This window comes from Hydrogenophaga sp. PBL-H3 (assembly GCF_010104355.1).
In the GTDB taxonomy this organism is placed as follows: Bacteria; Pseudomonadota; Gammaproteobacteria; order Burkholderiales; family Burkholderiaceae_C; genus Hydrogenophaga.
Genome location: NZ_CP044972.1, coordinates 2,702,562 through 2,716,834, shown reverse-complemented (window position 1 = coordinate 2,716,834; position 14,273 = coordinate 2,702,562). Strand labels below are relative to the sequence as shown.

The window sequence follows — 14,273 nt, the reverse complement described above, 5'->3', positions numbered from 1 at the left end:
CCTTCAGTGCTTGCCACCTGCCGGTTGCTGCATCAGCCGGTCGGTGACGGCGATGGCCATGGCGCTGAGCAGGAACACGACGTGAATGATGGTCTGCCACATCAGGACCTTCTCGTCGTAGTTGGCGGCGTTGATGAAGGTCTTGAGCAGGTGGATGGAGCTGATGCCGATGATGGCCGTGGCCAGCTTGACCTTGAGCACCGAGGCGTTCACGTGGCTGAGCCACTCGGGCTGGTCCGGGTGGCTCTCCAGGTTCATCCGGCTGACGAAGGTTTCGTAGCCACCGACGATCACCATGATCAGCAGGTTGGAGATCATGACCACGTCGATGAGGGCCAGCACCACCAGCATGATCACGGTCTCGTTGAGACCAGTCAGCTGCACATCACTTTTGTAGCCAATGCTGCTGATCAGTTTGTCGAGCGCCACCTGGCTGCCAAAGGCCGCCTCGACCAGGTGCACCAGCTCGACCCAGAAGTGGAAGACGTAGATACATTGGGCTGCAATCAGTCCGATGTAGAGCGGCAGTTGCAGCCAGCGGCTGGCGAAGATCAGGTTGGGCAAGGTGTTGATCTTGGCGGAGGATTTGACGGGATCGGTCATGAGGGAAGGGCGATGCGCCGGGTGCCCGGGACGGGCGGCCACAAAGCCGCTGTATTGTAGGGTGGCAGCCGCCATGGGCCCGGGGCTTTTACCCATGGCCCGGGGCGGCGGCACAGGGACATTGCCGGTCCTGTAAGTGGCTCGTAAGAGCCTGTGCCCACAGTCATTGGCTGGCTTGAATTCACAACACTTGAGGAGACTGCCCATGTCCGCACCGTCGACGTCCATCGAATCGACCCTGGTCGAAAACCGCGTTTTTGAACCCACTGCTGCGACCGTCAAGGCCGCCCGGGTGTCTGGCATGGGCGCCTACCAGGCGCTGTGCGACGAGGCCGACAAGGATTTCGAAGGTTTCTGGGCCCGTCTGGCCCGCGAGACGCTGACCTGGAACAAGCCGTTCACCAAGACGCTGGACACGTCCAATGCGCCGTTTTACAAGTGGTTTGAGGACGGTGAGCTCAATGCCTCGTACAACTGCCTGGACCGCCACATGGGCACGCCGGTGGAGAACAAGACCGCCATCATCTTTGAAGCCGATGGCGGTGAGGTGACCAAGGTCACCTACAAGGAACTGCTGGCCAAGGTCTCGCGTTTTGCCAATGCGCTCAAGGCGCGCGGCGTGAAGAAGGGCGACCGCGTCGTCATCTACATGCCGATGACGGTCGAGGGCGTGGTGGCCATGCAGGCCTGCGCGCGCATCGGTGCCACCCACAGCGTGGTGTTCGGCGGCTTCTCGGCCAAGGCCCTGCAGGAGCGCATTCAGGACGCGGGTGCCGTGGCCGTGATCACCGCCAACTACCAGCTGCGCGGTGGCAAGGAGCTGCCGCTCAAGGCCATCGTGGACGACGGCATTGCCATGGGTGGCTGCGAGTGCATCCAGAACGTGATCGTGTTCCAGCGCACGCCCACCGCCTGCAACATGGTGGCCGGGCGCGATAGCTTCATGCACGAGGTGATGGCCAGCGAATCGGATGTGTGCCCGGCCGAGATGGTGAGCGCAGAGCACCCGCTGTTCGTGCTCTACACCTCCGGCTCCACCGGCAAACCCAAGGGCGTGCAACACAGCACCGGCGGCTACTTGCTGTGGGCCAACCTCACCATGAACTGGACCTTCGACCTGAAGGCCGACGACATCTTCTGGTGCACTGCCGACATCGGCTGGATCACCGGCCACACCTACGTGACCTACGGCCCGCTGGCCGCGGGCGCCACACAGATCGTGTTCGAAGGCGTGCCCACCTACCCGAACGCCGGGCGCTTCTGGCAGATGATCGAGAAGCACAAGTGCACCATCTTCTACACCGCGCCCACGGCGATCCGTTCGCTCATCAAGGCGGCCGAGGGTGACGAAAAAGTGCATCCGGCGCGCTCCGACCTCTCAAGCCTGCGCCTGCTCGGCTCGGTGGGGGAGCCCATCAACCCCGAAGCCTGGATGTGGTACCACAAACACGTGGGCGGCGAGCGCTGCCCCATCGTGGACACGTTCTGGCAGACCGAAACCGGCGGCCACATGATCACGCCGCTGCCGGGCGCCACGCCGCTGGTGCCGGGCTCGTGCACGCTGCCGCTGCCGGGCATTGCCGCAGCCATCGTCGACGAAGCCGGCGTCGATGTGCCCAACGGCTCGGGCGGCATCCTGGTGGTCAAGAAGCCCTGGCCTTCGATGATCCGTACCATCTGGGGTGACCCGGAGCGATTCAAGAAGAGCTATTTCCCCGAAGAACTCAAGGGCTACTACCTGGCTGGTGATGGCGCGGTGCGCAGCGCTGACCGGGGTTACTTCCGTATCACCGGGCGCATCGACGACGTGCTCAACGTCTCGGGCCACCGCATGGGCACGATGGAGATCGAATCTGCCCTGGTGAGCAAGACCGACCTGGTGGCCGAAGCCGCTGTGGTGGGCCGCCCTGATGACTTGACGGGCGAGGCCATCGTGGCCTTCGTGGTGCTCAAGCGCTCGCGCCCCACAGGCGAAGAGGCCAAGGCCATCGCCAAGGTGCTGCGCGACTGGGTGGGCAAGGAGATCGGCCCGATCGCCAAACCGAAAGACATCCGCTTCGGCGACAACCTGCCCAAGACCCGCAGCGGCAAGATCATGCGCCGCCTGCTGCGCTCCATCGCCAAAGGCGAGGCGATCACGCAGGACACGTCGACCCTCGAGAATCCCGCGATCCTCGATCAGCTGTCCGAAAACAACTGAGCCAGGCGTTCAGGCGACAAAAAACCCGCTGGATTTGTGAACTGCACCCCAAAAGTTGGACATCGATCCAACCTTTGGGGTGTTTTTCATGGCGAGACATGATGAGAGCTTCAAGCTCGAAGTGGTACAGAGATACCTTTCGGAATCTTCGGGCGCACGAGCGATAGCGTTGCGATACGGGCTGGACCACGGGACAGTGCGCCGCTGGGTGGAAGGGTATCGCCTGCATGGAATGGAAGGGCTGCGCAAGAAGTTCAGCCACTACGACGAGCAGTTCAAGTTGAACGTGCTACGCCGGATGTGGCGAGAGGAGCTGTCGTGCCGCCAGGTGACGGCGCTGTTTGACATACGCGGCGGGCAGGGCGTCGTATCGGCTTGGGAGCGTCAGTATCATGAGGGTGGTATAGATGCCCTCAAGTCCAAACGACGACGCGGCCCGAAGTTGATGACAGCGCCCAAGCCACCCGATCCCCCGCCACCGCATGCCAACGATGCGCGCACGCTGGACGCGCTGCGCCAGGAAAACGAATACCTGCGCGCGGAGGTGGCGTACCTAAAAAAATTGGATGCCTTGGTTCGAGTGAATCGGCAAGCTGCGCAGAAAAAGCGCAAGCCGTGATCGAACTGAGGCTGGACTACCCGTTGCCCGCGTTGCTCAAGGCCGCAGGGCTCTCGCGCAGCACGTTCTACTACCAGGCAAAAGTGCTTGAGGCCGGCGACAGGTACGCTGGGTTGAAAACTCGTATCCGTGCCATCTACGAGCGCCACAAGGGCCGCTACGGATATCGGCGCATCACTGCCGCCCTTTGCCATGCAGGCGAGGCCGTCAACCACAAAACCGTACAGCGTCTGATGCAGGGTCTTGGCCTGAAATCCCTGGTGCGACCCAAGAAGTACCGCTCCTACCGTGGCCAGCTCGCCGCAGCTCCCAATCTGCTCAATAGGCAATTCGCGGCTAGCGGGCCGAACCAGAAATGGGTGACGGATGTGACCGAGTTCAATGTCCAGGGCGACAAGCTCTACCTGTCCCCGGTGATGGACCTCTACAACGGGGAAATTGTGGCCTACGAGATGCTCGAGCGCCCCGTCTTCCCGTTGGTGAGCCGCATGCTGAAGAAGGCGCTGGCGCGGCTCTCGGACCGGGATAGGCCCTTGCTGCACTCCGATCAGGGCTGGCAGTACCAGATGCCAGCGTACCGACGCCAACTCATCGATCATGGACTGAAACAAAGCATGTCGCGCAAGGGCAACTGTCTGGACAATGCTGCGATGGAGAGCTTCTTCGGCACGCTGAAAAGCGAGTTCTTCTACCTCAACAAGTTCGCAAGCATCAAGCAACTCCAGCAAGGCCTGCACCGCTACATCCACTACTACAACCACCACCGCATCAAGCTCAAACTAAAAGGCCTGAGCCCAGTTCAGTACCGGATTCAGGCCTTGAGCAGCTAATCAATAACCGTCCAACTTATTGGGGTCAGTTCATTTGAGCGGGTTTTTTGTTGAAGGCGCCGAAGATTACTTCTGGCTCAGCACCCAGGTGGCCAGCTTCCTGGCATCGGCTTCGCTCACTTGCGTGTTGGCGGGCATGGGGATCGCGCCCCACACGCCGGAGCCACCTTTGACGATCTTGGTGGCCAGTGCATCGACCGCCTTGGCATCGCCGGCGTACTTCTTGGCCACATCTTTGTAAGACGGGCCCACGAGCTTCTTGTCCACCGCGTGGCAAGCCATGCAGTTCTTGCTCTTGGCCAGAGCTTCGTCGGCGAACGAGGGAGCGGCCAGCGTGGTCATGGCGGCCATAATCAGAAGAGCGCGTTTCATGGGGTTGTCCTTGTGAGTGAATGCTGAAGCCAGCACAGTCTGGAGTTTAGCGAAGCAGGGGACAGGTGAAACGATCGCTTACAGAATCTTGCCGTGCTTTGTCGGGCCTTTACTGGATTTACTGGAGCGTGTGATGTATTTGCTGATCCTGGGTGTGATCTTGATGCTGATGAAGTACCTGGAGGTGGGCTTTGCCGTGGACCTGTCCTGGTGGTGGGTGCTCTCGCCCTTCGCGCTGGCGGTGGCCTGGTGGGCCTGGGCCGACTCCACCGGCTACACCAAGCGCAAGGTGATGGAGAAGATGGACAAAAAGAAGCAGGACCGCATCGACAAGCAGCGCGAGAACCTTGGCATGAAGACCAAGCGTCGCTCGCGCTGATTCCCCATCAATAGTTGTCCAACACGGCGCCCTTGCTGGCGCTGGAAGCATTGAACGCGAACTTGGCCTGCACGCCGCGCGTGTAGCGCGGAGCCGGCGCCCTCCAGGCAGCGCGACGCTTGTCGATCTCGGCCGCCGGCACGTTGAGTTCCAGCAGCAGTTTGTGCGCGTCGATGGTGATGCTGTCGCCTTCGTTCACAAACGCGATTGTGCCGCCAGCCGCGGCCTCGGGTGCCACGTGGCCCACCACCATGCCCCAGGTGCCGCCGCTGAAGCGGCCGTCGGTGATCAGACCCACGCTCTCGCCCAGTCCCGCGCCGATCAGGGCACCGGTGGGCGCCAGCATCTCGGGCATGCCCGGGCCGCCCTTGGGTCCGAGGTAGCGAAGCACCATCACGTCGCCGGCCTTGATCTTGCCGTCCAGGATGGCTTGCAGGGCGGACTGCTCGTCGTCGAACACGCGCGCCGGGCCGGTCATCACCGGGTTCTTCAGGCCGGTGATCTTGGCCACCGCGCCCTCGGGGCTGAGGTTGCCCTTGAGGATGGCCAGGTGGCCGTGTTCGTACATGGGTTTGTCGATCGGGCGGATCACGTCCTGGTCGGCGCGTGGTGCATCGGGCACGTCCTTGAGCACCTCGGCAATGGTCTGGCCGCTGATGGTCAGGCAGTCGCCATGCAGCAGACCCGCGTTGAGCAGCACCTTCATGACCTGCGGAATGCCGCCGGCGCGGTGCAGGTCCACCGCGAGGTACTTGCCGCTGGGTTTCAGGTCACACAGCACGGGGGTCTTCTGGCGCACACGCTCGAAGTCGTCGATGGTCCACTCGACCTCGGCCGCGTGGGCGATGGCCAGGAAGTGCAGCACCGCGTTGGTCGACCCGCCGGTGGCCATGATCACTGCCACCGCGTTTTCGATCGCCTTCTTGGTCACGATGTCGCGCGGCTTGATGTCTTTCTTGATGGCCTCGATCAGCACCTTGGCCGATTCCTTGGCCGAGTTCATCTTCTCGTCGTGCGGGTTGGCCATGGTGCTGGAGTAGGGCAGCGAGATGCCCAGTGCCTCGAACGCCGAGGACATGGTGTTGGCGGTGTACATGCCGCCGCATGAGCCTGTGCCGGGGATGGCGCGCATCTCGATTTCCCGCAGGTCTTCGTCGCTCAGGTTGCCGGCAGCGTTCTGGCCCACGGCCTCGAACACGCTCACGATGTTGAGGTCTTGCCCCTTCCAGTGGCCCGGCAGGATGGTGCCGCCGTACACATAGATCGCCGGCACGTTGGCGCGCAGCATGCCCATCAGGCCACCGGGCATGTTCTTGTCGCAACCGCCGACCACCACCACGCCGTCCATCCACTGGCCGCCGACGCAGGTCTCGATGCAGTCCGAGATCACCTCGCGGCTCACCAGCGAGTACTTCATGCCTTCGGTGCCCATGGCCATGCCGTCGGAGATGGTCGGCGTGCCGAACACCTGCGCGTTGCCGCCCGCTTCCTCGATGCCGGCGATCGCCGCGTCGGCCAGCTTCTGCAGCCCCGAGTTGCACGGCGTGATGGTGCTGTGGCCGTTGGCCACGCCCACCATGGGTTTGACGAAATCGCCTTCCTCGTAGCCCATGGCGTAGTACATGGAGCGGTTGGGCGCGCGCGACTTGCCTTGCGTGATGTTCGCGCTGCGGCTGTTGATGGGTTTGATCGGGATGGTTTTGCTGTCTGCCATGGTCTTGTCTCGTGGGTGGGAAAAAGAAGGGGAAGTATGCGGCAGCCCTCGGCCTCCTTCCAATAGCTTTGAATACCGGATTTGATACGCTTGGCGTATGAATGAGCCATCCAGATCGCTGCGCATTGAATTGCGCCAGTGGCGCCAGTTTGTCGCCCTGGCCGAAGAACTGCACTTCGGCCGAGCCGCCGCGCGCCTGCACATGACCCAGCCGCCGCTGACCCAGGCCATCGCCGGGCTGGAGGCCGCGCTGGGCGCGCGCCTGTTCGAGCGCACCCAGCGCAGCGTGAAGATCACGCCGGCCGGCGCCGCCCTGCTGCCTGAGGTGCGCGACTTGCTCAGCCGCGCGCAGGCCCTGCCCGAGCTGGCGCGCGCCGCCGCCGCCGCCGGCGAGCTGGGGCGGCTGCGGCTGGCCTTCGTGTCCACGGTCGGTTTCGAGCTGTTGCCGCGCTGGGTGCGAGCGTTCCGCGAACAGTGGCCGCAGGTGGCGCTGGAGCTGATCGAGGCCACGGGTGATGTGCAGCTGGAGCTGCTCGCGCGCGGCGAGGTGGATGCCGGCTTCGTGTTGCACTCGCCCGGCTTCACCGCCGCGGGCCTGGCCCATGCCCTGATCGCCAGCGAACCGCTGGTGGTGGCCCTGCCCGAAGCCCATGCCTTGGCGGCTGAGGAGCGACCCGCGCTGAAGAGCCTGCTGGCCGAGCCGCTGGTGATCTTTCCCCGGCGCATCCTGCCATCGTTGTTCGACACGATCTTTGCGCTGTACAACGCGGCCGGACGCGAGCCGCAGGTGGCGCAAGAGGCCATCCAGATGCAGACCATCGTGAACCTGGTGTCGGCCGGGCTGGGCATGGCCTGGGTGCCGCAGAGCGTGCGGCAGTTCCAGCGGCCTGGTGTGGTGTACCGCCCGGTGGCCTGGCCGCGGGGCAGGGCGGTGCCCGCGTGCGAGACCAGCCTGGTGTGGCGTGCCGATCTTGTGAGCCCGGCACTCGCCCATTTCATTGAATTTGCCAGGAACCACGCCGCAAGCCCTGCGACCTCGACGCGAAATATGCCAAAGGCACAATAGGTCGATGCTTCAACACCCCCAAATCGACCCCGTCGCCCTGCAGCTCGGCCCGCTGGCCATCCACTGGTACGGCCTCACTTATCTGGCGGCCTTTGGCCTGTTCATGTGGCTGGCCAACCTGCGCTTGCGCCACCAGCCTTTTGCAGGTGTGACCAACCCGCCCTGGACGCGGCGCGATGTGGAAGACATCCTGTTCCTCGGTGTGCTCGGCGTGGTGGCGGGCGGGCGCATTGGCTATTGCCTGTTCTACAAGCCCGCCTATTACCTGGCCCATCCGCTGGAGGTTTTTGCGGTCTGGCAAGGTGGCATGAGTTTTCACGGCGGCCTGCTCGGGGTGATGCTGGCCATGCTCTGGTATGCGCACAGCCGCCAGCGCCCGTTCATGGAGGTCATGGACTTCGTGGCGCCCTGCGTGCCCACGGGCCTGGCGGCCGGGCGCGTGGGCAACTTCATCAACGGCGAACTCTGGGGCCGCGTGGCCGACCCGTCGCTGCCCTGGGGCATGGTGTTTCCCGGGGCCGGCGATGCTCCGCGCCACCCCTCGCAGGTCTACCAGTTCCTGCTCGAAGGCCTGTTGCTCTTCGTGCTGCTGTGGCTCTATGCGCGCAAGCCGCGGGCGCGCGGCCAGGTGTCGGCCGTGTTCCTCTTTGGCTACGGGGTGTTCCGCTTCATCGCGGAGTTCTTCCGCGAGCCCGACGCCCACCTGGGCCTGCTCTCCATGGGCATGAGCATGGGACAGTGGCTGTGTGTGCCCATGATCGGAGCCGGTGCCTTCATGTGGTGGTGGTTCGGCCGGCGCAGCTAGGGAGGCGGCCCCCACGCTCCACCGCTTCGCGGGGCGCTGCCCCGGGACGGGGAGGGCCCCGTCCTTGCCGGGTGCGTGCGGCTGATCCGCCTGAGGGCGGCCCGGCGGCGGATCTGATCGCCGTCCATCGCCGGTAGGGGTAAATCCCCGGTGCATGTGGCCGGGGATTTTTTATGATGATGCGTAATTACAGGTGATTACGGATAAACCCGACCCCATGCGACTGGTGCTCAACTCCCTGCACGACGAAGTGGCCGAGAAGCTGCGACAGCGCATCTTCGACGGTGTGCTGTCGCCCGGCAGCTTCATCGACGAGCTGGGGCTCTGTGGTGAATGGGCGATCTCGCGCACACCGCTGCGCGAGGCGCTGAAGGTGCTGGCCGCTGAAGGCCTGGTGCGCCATGAGCCGCGCCGGGGATGTTTCGTCAACCAGATCACCGAGCGCGACCTCGACGAGATCTTTCCGGTCATTGCCCTGCTCGAAGGCCGTTGTGCGTTCGAAGCCGCGAGCAACGCCACCAACGCTGATCTGTTGACGCTGGAGCAGATGCACGAACGCCTCAAGCGCTGTGCCCATGCCCGCCGCATCAACGACTACTACCAGGCCAACTTCGCCATCCACGAAGCCATCATCACGCTGGCCAACAACCGCTGGCTGGCGCAGGTGATCGGCGATCTGCGCAAGATCGTCAAGCTTGCGCGCCTGCAGCAGCTGCATGCGCCGGGCCGGCTGGAGCAAAGCCTGTCCGAACACATGGCGGTGTTTGCCGCGATCAAGGCGCGCGATGCCGAAGGTGCCGAGGCCGCCATGCGCACCCACCTCACGCGCCAGCGCGTGGCCTTGCGCGAGCTCGCGCGCAGCAACACTTCGAGGATCACGGCATGAACACCGCGGAATGGCTGGAGAAGGGTGCCTCCATGTTGCGCCCCGGCGCCAAGGCGGGCGTGCGTTCGACGCAGGAGCGTCTCAAGGGCTCGCTGCGCCACGACGACGAGGCCATGTCGCCACGGCAGTTGCGCCGCCTGCTGGATCAGCTCAAGGGCATCGTCGATCCCTTGCTGAGCGAAGTGGAGGGTGGGCGCCGTGCCCAGGACCTGATGGCCTGGTACGCCCAGGCCGCCGCCCCGCAGCGGCGCGACCTGTGGCTGCTCATGAGCGAGCACTTCGTGGCCGATGTCGAGCAGATCAAGGCCGCCCAGACCCAGTTCGCCGCCGCCGTGGGCACGCCCGACGAAGCAGCGGCCGAGGTGTTGTACCGCCGTGCCACGGTGTCGCCGCGCCGGCGCATCCTTCAGCGCTTCAGCGCGCACCCCGAGGGCATCCGGTTTCTGGTTGATCTGCGCGCCGAGATGCAGCCGCACCTCAAGGGCGACAAGCGATTGCTCGCGCTCGACGTGGAGATGGAATACATGTTCTCCACCTGGTTCGATGTGGGCTTTCTCGAGCTGCGCCGCATCAGCTGGGATTCGCCGGCGTCGCTGGTGGAAAAACTCATCAAGTACGAGGCGGTGCACGACATCCGCAGCTGGGCCGACGTGAAGAACCGGCTCGATGGCGACCGCCGCTGTTATGGATTTTTTCACCCCCGCCTGCCCGAAGAGCCCTTGATCTTCGTGGAGGTGGCGCTGATGAACGAGATAGCCGACTGCATCACGCCGCTGCTTGACGAGGAGGCCGCGCCGGTCGACATCGCCAAGGCCAACACGGCCATCTTCTATTCGATCAGCAACACCCAGAACGGCCTGCGCGGCGTGAGCTTTGGCGACTCGCTGATCAAGCGCGTGGTCGAGACCTTGCACCAGGAATTTCCCAAGCTCAAGGTGTTCGTCACGCTCTCGCCCATACCGGGCCTGCGCGCCTGGCTGAACAAGAACGCACCGGCCGAACTGCTCAAGAGCTGGGAGAACCTCGAACAGCTCACCGAGGCTGCGCCCGAGCGCAAGGCTCTGCTGGGCTGGGCCGCGCGCTACCTGGGCAAGGAAATGCAGGGTGGCAAGCCACTGGACCCGGTGGCCCGCTTCCACTTGGGCAACGGCGCCCGCGTGGAGCGCCTGAACTGGGCGGGTGACCCGTCCAACAAAGGTTCCAAACAATCCTACGGTTTGATGGTCAATTACCTCTATGACCTTAAACGCCTGGAGAAACACCGCGCCTGGCTGGCGCAGGGAAAGATCCCGATAGCCTCAGCGATCGAAGACCTGTACCTTTGACGCTGCTTTTTCATCACCACAGGAGACAAAAAACATGATCGATCGCTTCAACCGCAGAGACATCCTGCGCACGGCTGTTGCCGGCGCCGCCGTTTACGGCACCGGGGCATATGCCCAGTCCACCTGGCCCAACAAGCCCGTGACCATGATCGTGCCGTTTCCCGCCGGTGGCGGCACCGACGCGTTCGCCCGCCCCATGGCCGCGCAGTTCACGCGCCTCTCCGGCAAGAGCCTGGTGATCGACAACCGCGGTGGCGCTGGTGGCACGCTGGGCGCCGGCATCGCGGCCAAGGCCGTGCCCGATGGCTACACCCTCTTCATGGGCGCGGTGCACCACACCATTGCCCCGAGCATGTACCCCAAGCTCGACTACAACATCGAGACCGACCTGATCCCGCTCATCTTGGTGGCCAGCGTGCCGCAGGTGCTGGTGGTCAACCCCAAGAACATCCCGGGCGCGGGCTTCAAGGAATTCATGGCGCAGGTCAAGGCCAACCCCGGCAAGCTCAACTACGGCTCGGCCGGTGGCGGCACCTCGCACCACCTCGCGGGCGAGCTGTTCAAGCAGCAGTCCAAGACCTTCATCACCCACATTCCCTACCGTGGCGCAGGCCCGGCACTCAACGACCTGATCGCCGGCCAGGTTGACATGATGTTCGACGGGCTCGGCTCTTCAGCCACGCACATCAAGGGTGGACGCATCAAGGCGCTGATGGTCTCGGGCGCCAAGCGCAGCCCGGCTTTCCCCGACGTGCCGTGCGCCGCCGAACTCGGCCTGCCCGAGTACAACGTGACCACCTGGTATGGCGTGTGGGCGCCCAAGGGCACACCTGCCGATGCGCAGGCCCGCGCGATCGAGGAGATCCGCAAGGCGGTGAGCACCGATGAAGCCAAGGCCGTGTGGGCAAGCCAGGGCGCCGAGTTCGCCAACATCAGCGGCCCGCAGTTCGACGCCTTCGTCAAGGGCGAGATCCGCAAGTGGGCCGCGGTGGTCAAAGTCTCCGGCGCCAAGCTGGACTGAGCACTTGAACGCTGTGGCTGGCCAGGTCCATCTCGACATCGACGGTCCGCTGGCCCGCGTCACGCTGTCCAATCCCGGCAAGTTCAACGCCATGTCGCGCGCGATGTGGCGTGAACTCAAGACGGTCTTCGAGGACCTGCATGGCAGCGTCGACGTGCGCTGCGTGATCGTGGCGGGCGAGGGCGGTCACTTCTGCGCGGGCGGCGACATTGCCGAGTACCCCGACTTCCGGTTCGACGAAGTCGCCTTGCGCGATTTCCACGAAGGCGATGTGTGGGGTGGCCTGGGTGCCATGTTGGCGTGTGACGTGCCACTGCTGGCGCAGATCGAGGGCAACTGCATGGGCGCGGGAGTGGAAATCGCCAGCTGTTGCGACATCCGCGTGGCGGCCAGCGCAGCGCGCTTCGGTGCGCCGATTGCCAGGCTGGGCTTTCCCATGGCGCCGCGCGAAGCAGCGCTGGTGGCCCGCGAGGCCGGGGCGGCCACCGCGCGCGAGATGCTGCTGGAGGCTGCGGTGTTTGATGCTGCCGAGATGAAGGCACGCGGCTTCTTGAGCACCGTGCTGCCCGACGGCACGCTCACCACCGCGTTGCTGGCGCGCGCGCAGCGCATCTGCGCGCTGTCGCCGCAGGCCGCGCGCCTGAACAAACAAGCCTTGCGTGCCACGCAGGGCCACGCGGTGGCCGAGAGCGATGGTGCCTACCGGTACGCCGACAGCGCCGAACACCGCGAGGGCATTGCCGCATTCATCGCCAAGCGCCCACCCGTGTTTTGACGGACCTTCTGATTTTTTTGTCACTCCACCTTGCTGACCAGAACATGAGCAACCTCAACCTCTTTGCTGCCCTGCGCGCCGCTTTTCCGCAGGACCTTGACCGCGTGGCGATCGAGACCGACGACGGTCTGAACTACTCCTGGCGCGATCTCGACCGCGCCTCGGCCATGGTGGCCAACCTGCTGGATTCGCTGGCGTTGCCGCCCGAGTCTCGCGTGGCGGTGCAGGTGGAGAAGTCGGTCGAGGCCCTGGTGCTGTACCTCGCCACGCTGCGCGCAGGCCACGTGTTCCTGCCGCTCAACACCGCCTACCAGAGCGCTGAGATCGAATACTTCATCGGCAACGCCGAGCCTGCGGTGGTGGTGTGCAGCCCGGGGCAGTTTGGCTGGGTCAGCAAGATCGCTTTCACCGCCGGCACGCGCCACGTGTTCACCCTGGGCGACGACCGCACCGGCAGCTTGCTGGAGCGCGCGTCGCACATGAGCGACCGGCACACGCCGGCTGTGCGCCGCGACGACGACCTCGCCGCCATCCTCTACACCAGCGGCACCACCGGCCGCAGCAAGGGCGCCATGCTCACGCACGGCAACCTGCGCAGCAACGCCGAGGTGCTCAAGACCTACTGGGGCTGGAAGCCCGACGACGTGCTGATCCACGCGCTGCCGATCTTCCATGTGCACGGCCTGTTCGTGGCCATCCACGGTGCGCTGATCAACGGCAGCAAGATGTTCTGGATGTCCAAGTTCGACCCGAAGCTGGCGATCCGCAAGTTCTCCGAAGCCACGGTGTTCATGGGCGTGCCCACGCTCTACACCCGCATGCTGGCCGAACCCACACTCACGGTGAAACAGGCGGCCCACATGCGCCTCTTCATCTCGGGCTCGGCGCCGCTGTTGATCGAAACCTTCAACGACTGGAAAGCCCGCACGGGCCACACCATCCTGGAGCGCTACGGCATGAGCGAGACCGCGATGCTGACCTCCAACCCCTGCAACGCCGACGCGCGCCATGGCGGCGCCACCGAACGGCGCGGCGGCACGGTGGGTTTCCCGTTGCCGGGTGTGGAGTTGCGCGTGATGGGCGACGACGGTCAGTTGGCGCAAGCGGGCGAGATCGGCGGCATCCAGGTGCGTGGCCCCAACATCTTCAAGGGCTACTGGCGCATGCCGGAGAAGACCGCCGAAGAATTCACCCCCGACGGTTTCTTCAAGACGGGTGATGTGGGTCGCATCGACGAGCGCGGCTACGTGAACATCGTGGGCCGCAGCAAAGACCTGATCATCTCGGGCGGCTACAACGTCTACCCGGCCGAGATCGAGGGGTACATCAACGAGATGCCGGGAGTAGTGGAGAGCGCGGTGATCGGCGTGCCGCACCCGGACTTTGGGGAGGTGGGGGTGGCGCTGCTGATTGCCAAGCCGGGGGCGCAGGTGGACGCTGCTCAGGTTCTGGCATCGCTCAAGTCACGTCTTGCGAACTTCAAGATTCCCAAGCGCTGTTTTGTGGTGGCTGAGTTGCCGCGCAACACGATGGGGAAGGTGCAGAAGAACTTGCTTCGTGAAGAGCACAAGGGCTTGTTTGCCTGAGCTTCTGTTGGTGTTCGAACGGCGTTTTGAAAGTTTGGCGAGCTTGGATGCACCCCACGTCCGCGAGCCGAAGAAGCGCAGGCAATCAACGA

Annotated in this window: 13 protein-coding genes; 10 read left to right on the top strand and 3 right to left on the bottom strand. The window is 64.3% G+C overall.

The window, feature by feature from the left end; translation table 11 throughout:
* Positions 1-3: 3 nt before the first annotated feature.
* Complete coding sequence (locus tag F9Z44_RS12485) at positions 4-603, bottom strand: TIGR00645 family protein (RefSeq protein WP_159606600.1); 600 nt, start codon at positions 601-603, stop codon at positions 4-6.
* Positions 604-808: 205 nt separating this feature from the next.
* Between F9Z44_RS12485 and acs the strand changes: the two genes are divergently transcribed.
* Entirely contained in the window at positions 809-2,803 is a 1,995-nt protein-coding gene (gene acs, locus F9Z44_RS12480) for an acetate--CoA ligase (protein WP_159606598.1), read from the top strand.
* 88 nt (positions 2,804-2,891) lie between these two features.
* A protein-coding gene (locus tag F9Z44_RS12475; RefSeq protein ID WP_236574355.1) for an IS3 family transposase occupies positions 2,892-4,252 on the top strand; the annotation gives its coding sequence in 2 pieces (ribosomal slippage) (positions 2,892-3,369 and positions 3,369-4,252; 1,362 coding nt in all).
* A gap of 66 nt (positions 4,253-4,318) precedes the next feature.
* Here the strand turns inward: F9Z44_RS12475 and F9Z44_RS12470 are convergent.
* Positions 4,319-4,624 carry a c-type cytochrome gene (locus F9Z44_RS12470; RefSeq protein WP_159606596.1) on the bottom strand — a complete coding sequence of 102 codons (306 nt, stop codon included), beginning with the start codon at positions 4,622-4,624 and terminating at the stop codon, positions 4,319-4,321.
* 133 nt (positions 4,625-4,757) lie between these two features.
* Between F9Z44_RS12470 and F9Z44_RS12465 the strand changes: the two genes are divergently transcribed.
* The gene (locus tag F9Z44_RS12465) at positions 4,758-5,003 is read left to right on the top strand and encodes a TIGR04438 family Trp-rich protein (protein WP_159606594.1); all 246 of its coding nucleotides are present in this window, start codon (positions 4,758-4,760) and stop codon (positions 5,001-5,003) included.
* Between the two features lie 7 nt (positions 5,004-5,010).
* Here the strand turns inward: F9Z44_RS12465 and ilvD are convergent, their stop codons facing one another.
* Complete coding sequence (ilvD, locus tag F9Z44_RS12460; protein WP_159606592.1) at positions 5,011-6,717, bottom strand: dihydroxy-acid dehydratase; 1,707 nt, start codon at positions 6,715-6,717, stop codon at positions 5,011-5,013.
* A 97-nt stretch (positions 6,718-6,814) separates the two neighbouring features.
* Between ilvD and F9Z44_RS12455 the strand changes: the two genes are divergently transcribed.
* The 7 genes from F9Z44_RS12455 to F9Z44_RS12425 all read left to right on the top strand — a co-directional run bounded on the left by F9Z44_RS12455 (position 6,815) and on the right by F9Z44_RS12425 (position 14,181).
* A complete protein-coding gene (locus F9Z44_RS12455) occupies positions 6,815-7,783 on the top strand; it encodes a LysR family transcriptional regulator (RefSeq protein ID WP_159606590.1) in 969 nt (322 codons plus the stop codon).
* Positions 7,784-7,787: 4 nt separating this feature from the next.
* Positions 7,788-8,588, top strand: a complete 801-nt coding sequence (gene lgt, locus F9Z44_RS12450) for a prolipoprotein diacylglyceryl transferase (RefSeq protein ID WP_159606588.1) — start codon at positions 7,788-7,790, stop codon at positions 8,586-8,588.
* A gap of 217 nt (positions 8,589-8,805) precedes the next feature.
* Positions 8,806-9,474 carry a GntR family transcriptional regulator gene (locus F9Z44_RS12445; RefSeq protein ID WP_159606586.1) on the top strand — a complete coding sequence of 223 codons (669 nt, stop codon included), beginning with the start codon at positions 8,806-8,808 and terminating at the stop codon, positions 9,472-9,474.
* Positions 9,471-10,799 (top strand): malonyl-CoA decarboxylase, encoded by a 1,329-nt coding sequence (locus F9Z44_RS12440; RefSeq protein WP_159606584.1) that lies wholly within the window; start codon positions 9,471-9,473, stop codon positions 10,797-10,799. Before F9Z44_RS12445 ends, F9Z44_RS12440 begins: the two co-directional genes overlap by 4 nt.
* A gap of 34 nt (positions 10,800-10,833) precedes the next feature.
* Entirely contained in the window at positions 10,834-11,820 is a 987-nt protein-coding gene (locus F9Z44_RS12435; RefSeq protein WP_159606582.1) for a Bug family tripartite tricarboxylate transporter substrate binding protein, read from the top strand.
* A 13-nt stretch (positions 11,821-11,833) separates the two neighbouring features.
* Positions 11,834-12,595, top strand: coding sequence for an enoyl-CoA hydratase/isomerase family protein (locus F9Z44_RS12430; RefSeq protein ID WP_159608698.1), 762 nt, complete (start codon positions 11,834-11,836; stop codon positions 12,593-12,595).
* A gap of 44 nt (positions 12,596-12,639) precedes the next feature.
* Complete coding sequence (locus tag F9Z44_RS12425) at positions 12,640-14,181, top strand: malonate--CoA ligase (RefSeq protein WP_159606580.1); 1,542 nt, start codon at positions 12,640-12,642, stop codon at positions 14,179-14,181.
* Positions 14,182-14,273 lie beyond the last annotated feature (92 nt).

Coding starts and splice junctions, on each gene's coding strand:
- F9Z44_RS12445 (WP_159606586.1), top strand. CDS start 8,806: ATGCGACTGGTGCTCAACTCCCTGCACGACGAAGTGGCCGAGAAGCTG.
- ilvD (WP_159606592.1), bottom strand. CDS start 6,717: ATGGCAGACAGCAAAACCATCCCGATCAAACCCATCAACAGCCGCAGC.
- F9Z44_RS12425 (WP_159606580.1), top strand. CDS start 12,640: ATGAGCAACCTCAACCTCTTTGCTGCCCTGCGCGCCGCTTTTCCGCAG.
- acs (WP_159606598.1), top strand. CDS start 809: ATGTCCGCACCGTCGACGTCCATCGAATCGACCCTGGTCGAAAACCGC.
- F9Z44_RS12440 (WP_159606584.1), top strand. CDS start 9,471: ATGAACACCGCGGAATGGCTGGAGAAGGGTGCCTCCATGTTGCGCCCC.
- F9Z44_RS12465 (WP_159606594.1), top strand. CDS start 4,758: ATGTATTTGCTGATCCTGGGTGTGATCTTGATGCTGATGAAGTACCTG.
- lgt (WP_159606588.1), top strand. CDS start 7,788: ATGCTTCAACACCCCCAAATCGACCCCGTCGCCCTGCAGCTCGGCCCG.
- F9Z44_RS12455 (WP_159606590.1), top strand. CDS start 6,815: ATGAATGAGCCATCCAGATCGCTGCGCATTGAATTGCGCCAGTGGCGC.
- F9Z44_RS12435 (WP_159606582.1), top strand. CDS start 10,834: ATGATCGATCGCTTCAACCGCAGAGACATCCTGCGCACGGCTGTTGCC.
- F9Z44_RS12470 (WP_159606596.1), bottom strand. CDS start 4,624: ATGAAACGCGCTCTTCTGATTATGGCCGCCATGACCACGCTGGCCGCT.
- F9Z44_RS12485 (WP_159606600.1), bottom strand. CDS start 603: ATGACCGATCCCGTCAAATCCTCCGCCAAGATCAACACCTTGCCCAAC.